Here is a 4820-nt window from a genome sequence, read left to right on the forward strand (position 1 = left end):
TCCGGGCGCTTCCCTTCGGTGATCCAAACTCTATCAGGCTTTTCCCGCCTCTCTGACCACCGCCCCGCGGACATGCCGAAGGCGATCCAGAGATAGGATCTGACAAGTTGGATGTTGTCCGAGCGCGGACGCTGGGTGGCGCCACTCTCCCCCCGGACAGGAGTACGACTCTACAACGGCCTGCAGAGCCGGTGCAAATCCACTGGATTGGTGGTCTAGACCACCAACGTGAGCTGTCGTAAGCTCTCGCCCGGATCCGGTACTTACCGTGACATACGCTGCTTCACAGTGCGCCGTCCGGGACAGGCAGTGACGGCACATTCGATCTCCACCCCTGGGAGGCTTCCCATGACCACCGTGACGTCCCCGCTCGCCGGACGCGCCGTCGGACTGGCAGCAGTGCCGGATCCGGTCTTCTCCGGCGCCATGGTCGGCCCGGGCACCGCCGTCGACCCCGTGCGTGAGCCCTCCGAGGCGGTCGCACCCGTTGACGGTGTCATCGTCTCGCTGCACCCCCACGCCTTCGTCGTCGTCGACGCGCAGGGACACGGTGTGCTCGTCCACCTCGGCATCGACACCGTGCAGCTCAACGGCGAGGGCTTCGAGCTGCTCGCGAACAAGGGCGACACCGTGACGCGCGGCCAGGCCGTGGTGCGCTGGAACCCCGCCGCCGTCGAGGCCGCCGGCAAGTCCCCCGTGTGCCCGGTCGTGGCCCTGGAAGCCACCGCCGAGTCCCTCTCCGAGCTTCGCGACGACGGCGATGTGAAGGCCGGCGACAGCCTCTTCGCCTGGAAGTGACACCTCTGCCGTCCGTGAGGACGGCGAACAGTACAGCCACCGCGGCGGGACCCGCCGCACTATCGGAGACGGGTGAGATGGAGACAACGCTGCGAGGCGTCGGTGTCAGCCACGGCGTGGCGATCGGCGAGGTTCGGCACATGGGGACGGCGGTGCTCGAGCCGCCTGCCAAGCAGATACCGGCGGAAGAGGCGGAGCGCGAACAGGGGCGCGCGCGTCAGGCCGTGGAGGCGGTGGCAGCCGATCTGATGGCGCGCGGCAATCTGGCCGGGGGCGAGGCCCAGGCCGTGCTCGAGGCGCAGGCCATGATGGCGCAGGATCCCGAGCTGATCGCGGACGTGGACCGGCGCATCGCCGTGGGCAGCACCGCGGAGCGTGCCGTGTACGACGCGTTCGCTGCCTACCGGGACCTGCTGGCCGGTGCCGGTGAGTACCTGGCGGGCCGGGTGGCCGACCTCGACGACGTGCGGAACCGTATCGTCGCGCGACTGCTCGGCGTTCCCATGCCGGGTGTGCCGGACAGCGACGAGCCCTACGTCCTGGTCGCCCGCGACCTGGCGCCCGCCGACACCGCTCTGCTGGACCCGGCCCTCGTCCTTGGCTTCGTCACCGAGGAGGGCGGGCCGACGAGCCACAGCGCGATTCTGGCGCGTGCGCTCGGTGTGCCGGCGGTCGTGGCGCTGCCGGGCGCCAAGGAGCTGTCCGAAGGCACGGTGATCGCGGTGGACGGCAGCACCGGCGAGATCTTCGTGAACCCCAGTGACGAGAAGAAGACGCAGCTGGAGGCCGCGGCCGCCGAGCGCAAGGCCGCGCTGGCCGCCTCGGTCGGCCCGGGTGCCACCTCCGACGGTCACAAGGTGCCGTTGCTCGCCAACATCGGCGGTCCGGCGGACCTGGCTGCGGCGGTCGGGGCCGGTGCGGAGGGTGTGGGCCTGTTCCGGACCGAGTTCCTCTTCCTGGACGACAACGAGAACGCGCCGTCCGAGGAGAAGCAGATCGAGGCCTACCGGCAGGTCCTGGAGGCCTTCCCGGAGAGCCGTGTCGTCGTGCGGGTGCTGGACGCGGGCGCGGACAAGCCGCTGGACTTCCTGACGCCGGCCGACGAACCGAACCCCGCCCTGGGCGTGCGGGGCCTGCGGACGCTGCTCGACCACCCGGAGGTGCTGCGCACGCAGCTGACGGCGCTCGCCAAGGCGGCCGAGGGGCTGCCCGTCTATCTCGAGGTCATGGCCCCCATGGTCGCGGACCGGGCCGATGCGAAGGCGTTCGCGGACGCGTGCCGTGCGGCGGGGCTGCGGGCGAAGTTCGGTGCGATGGTCGAGATCCCGTCGGCCGCGCTGCGGGCCCGCTCGGTGCTGCAGGAGGTCGAGTTCCTGTCGCTGGGGACCAACGACCTCGCTCAGTACACCTTCGCCGCCGACCGTCAGGTGGGCGCGGTGTCCCGGCTTCAGGACCCGTGGCAGCCCGCGCTGCTGGACCTGGTCGCGCTTTCCGCCGAGGCGGCGAAGGCCGAGGGCAAGAGCTGTGGTGTCTGTGGTGAGGCCGCCTCGGATCCCCTGCTGGCGTGTGTGCTGACCGGTCTGGGTGTCACCTCCCTGTCCATGGGTGCGGCGTCGCTGCCCTACGTCCGGGCGACGCTGGCCAAGCACACGCTGGCGCAGTGCGAGCGTGCCGCGGCGGCGGCGCGTGCCGCGGACAGTGCCGACGAGGCGCGCAGGGCGGCGCAGGCGGTGCTGTCCGGCGAGTGACGGGCCGCGCCGTTCGGGAACTGGTCGTCCAGGGGCGCCCCACCTGTGGGTGGGGCGCCCCTTCGGCGTTCAGTGACGGTGCCGGGAGGTCTGTCCCTTCTCTCCGAGGTCGGGCGGTACGCAGTAGTCGACGCCGGATTCCGGTCCGATCAGGTCACCGGATTCCACGTCGGTGCAGTAGGCGTCGAAGACCTCGCCCTCGGTGAGGGGTGCCAGGCCGTCACCGCGCAGGCGCCAGCCGTAGACGCGGTCCGGGACGCCGGGCGTGGTGGTGCGCATGACGAGCCCACCGGGGCTGCGGGTGGCGATGCCGAGGGCGAGGACCGTCGTGAACTCGAGTGCCTCGGCCTCGTCGAGCTGGGTCGCGCCGGTGTCCTCGTCGTCGGCGTGCAGGGCGGCGACGAGTGTCTCGGGTGGGGCGGTGACGCTGCACACCAGGTGCCGGTTGCCCGGGGGCGCCGTGTCGAGGATGCGGACGAGGAGGTCCGCGGCCCGGTCGAAGGCGGCGCGGCCGATGTTCTCCCCGCAGGTGGTGCAGGGGCCGAGGCGGGCGAGGAGTGTGGAGGCGTACTCCCAGGTGGCCTGGCGGACGGCCTCGTCGACGAGGACGGGGACGAGTTCGGTGAGGGGCCGGCCGTCGTAGGGGACGGTCGGGCCGGTGGTGGCGATCTCGGCGGTGAAGCGGGCGCGGCTGGCCGGGGCGTCGGGGTCGAGGCCGGTGCCGGCGCAGTATTCGGCGTACTCCTCGGGGTCGAAGAGGGCCACTGTGGTGTGGCCGCCGTGGGCGGCCCGGGTCTTCAGGAGCGCCTCGACCTGTTCGAGGTAGGTGGTGTGGTCGTCGAAGGCGAAGCTTCGGTAGCGCCGCATGGCGCCGAAGTCCTGTTCGTCGGTGAGCAGGCCGATGGTGCCGGCGATTTCGCGGCGCAGGACGCGTCGCATGCTCTGGTGGTCGGTGTGCGCCATGTTCTCCCCCTGAGTGCACGGTCGATCAATGCTCACTCACAGTAACCGGCGGCACTGACAACGCGGGTTCCGCGAGTCGGTCGCGGACCGTGCGGTGCTGGATGCCGCAGGTCAGGGCGATGGCGGCGCCGAAGAGCGTCCATCCTGCGGGGCCTGCGGCGATGGCGGCGGTGACGGCAAGCGGACCGATGCTGCGCTGTGCGGACTGTGCGAGTCCGTGCACGCCCAGGTAGGTGCCTTGTGCCAGGGCGGGCGCGAGGGCGACGGACAGTTCCCAGGAGATGGTGGCGTGGAGCATTTCCGCCACGGTGAAGGCCGCGGCCGCGGCGGTGAGGAACAGGGTCGCGCCGACGGTGCCGCCGGTCGCGGAGAGCGCCATCGCGGTGCCTCCGAGCGCGAAGGCGGCCGACAGCGGGATCAGGAGTCTGCGGGCCGCAGCCGTGGTGGCGCCGAATCGGGCCAGGTGGAGCTGGAGGACGACCACCATCACGTTGTTGAGCACCATGAGCAGCGGTGCGAGGCCGTGCGGTGCGCTGCCGGCGTGGGCGATCCACAGTGGCAGGCCGACCTTGAAGACCGCGTCGTCGAGGAAGAGGACGGTTTCGGTGGCGACGTAGAGGAGGTAGGTGCGGTCACGCCAGGGGCTTGTGGGATCGGTGGTGGGTGCGGAGGTGTGCGAGCCGGCGACGGTCCTGGAGGGAGACGGGGGCTCTGCGCAGCGGAGGGTGAGGAGGGCGGCGGCGAGGAAGGAGAGCGCGTCGCCGACGAGCAGCCACCGGTACGCGGCGGTGGTGCCGAGGGTGAGGGCGGCCGCGGCGCCGAGGCCGCCCAGTGCCCATCCGGCGTTGGCCAGGGAGCGGTTGAGGGCCTGGTAGCGGACGCGGTCCGGGCCGGCGACGCGGGTGGCGTAGAGCTTGGTGAGGACGTTTGCGGCGCGGTCGCCGAGGCTGCCGAGCGCGGAGAAGGTGAGCAGCAGGGCGTAGTTGTCGCTGGTGAGGAGGGCGAGAGAGGCGAGCGCACGCAGGAGTTGCAACGCGATGAGGACGCGGGTGAGGGGGAGCCGGTCGGCGATGCGGCCGCCGAGGGGGGCGCCGGCGATGCCGACGGCTCCGGCGAGGGCGGCGAGGGTGCCGACCTGGGCGACGGAGAGGCCGGAGACGTACGTGAAGTACAGGACGGAGACGGAGGCCCACAGTCCGCTGCCGGTGCGATCGACGAGGGCGACGGCGAGCATCCTGCGGCCGTCCCGTCCCCCGGGTATCCGTGCCGTCCCTGCTCCTGCGCGTCCTGTGCGGCGGGTGGTCCCCACAG

4 protein-coding genes are annotated in these 4820 nt (G+C 71.7%); 2 read left to right on the forward strand and 2 right to left on the reverse strand.

Translation table 11 applies throughout. From position 1 onward, the window contains the following. Positions 1-348 precede the first annotated feature (348 nt). Both BZY54_RS46880 and ptsP read left to right on the forward strand, forming a co-directional pair. Positions 349-798, forward strand: a complete 450-nt coding sequence (locus BZY54_RS46880) for a PTS sugar transporter subunit IIA (protein ID WP_086731411.1) — start codon at positions 349-351, stop codon at positions 796-798. A 77-nt stretch (positions 799-875) separates the two neighbouring features. Continuing rightward, positions 876-2546 carry a phosphoenolpyruvate--protein phosphotransferase gene (gene ptsP, locus BZY54_RS46885; protein ID WP_086731412.1) on the forward strand — a complete coding sequence of 557 codons (1671 nt, stop codon included), beginning with the start codon at positions 876-878 and terminating at the stop codon, positions 2544-2546. A gap of 69 nt (positions 2547-2615) precedes the next feature. On the opposite strand, the gene BZY54_RS46890 is transcribed toward ptsP, so the two are convergent. Next, positions 2616-3509 carry a hypothetical protein gene (locus BZY54_RS46890; protein ID WP_086731413.1) on the reverse strand — a complete coding sequence of 298 codons (894 nt, stop codon included), beginning with the start codon at positions 3507-3509 and terminating at the stop codon, positions 2616-2618. 25 nt (positions 3510-3534) lie between these two features. Then, positions 3535-4818: an MFS transporter gene (locus tag BZY54_RS46895; RefSeq protein WP_279634776.1), complete on the reverse strand. Its 1284-nt coding sequence runs from the start codon at positions 4816-4818 to the stop codon at positions 3535-3537. Positions 4819-4820: the final 2 nt, after the last annotated feature.

Source organism: Streptomyces carpinensis, from assembly GCF_002154505.1.
Lineage (GTDB): Bacteria > Actinomycetota > Actinomycetes > Streptomycetales > Streptomycetaceae > Streptomyces > Streptomyces carpinensis.

Bases quoted from the DNA above. Each gene is read 5' to 3' on its own strand.
- BZY54_RS46880 (WP_086731411.1), top strand. From the start codon at position 349: ATGACCACCGTGACGTCCCCGCTCGCCGGACGCGCCGTCGGACTGGCA.
- ptsP (WP_086731412.1), top strand. From the start codon at position 876: ATGGAGACAACGCTGCGAGGCGTCGGTGTCAGCCACGGCGTGGCGATC.
- BZY54_RS46890 (WP_086731413.1), bottom strand. From the start codon at position 3,509: ATGGCGCACACCGACCACCAGAGCATGCGACGCGTCCTGCGCCGCGAA.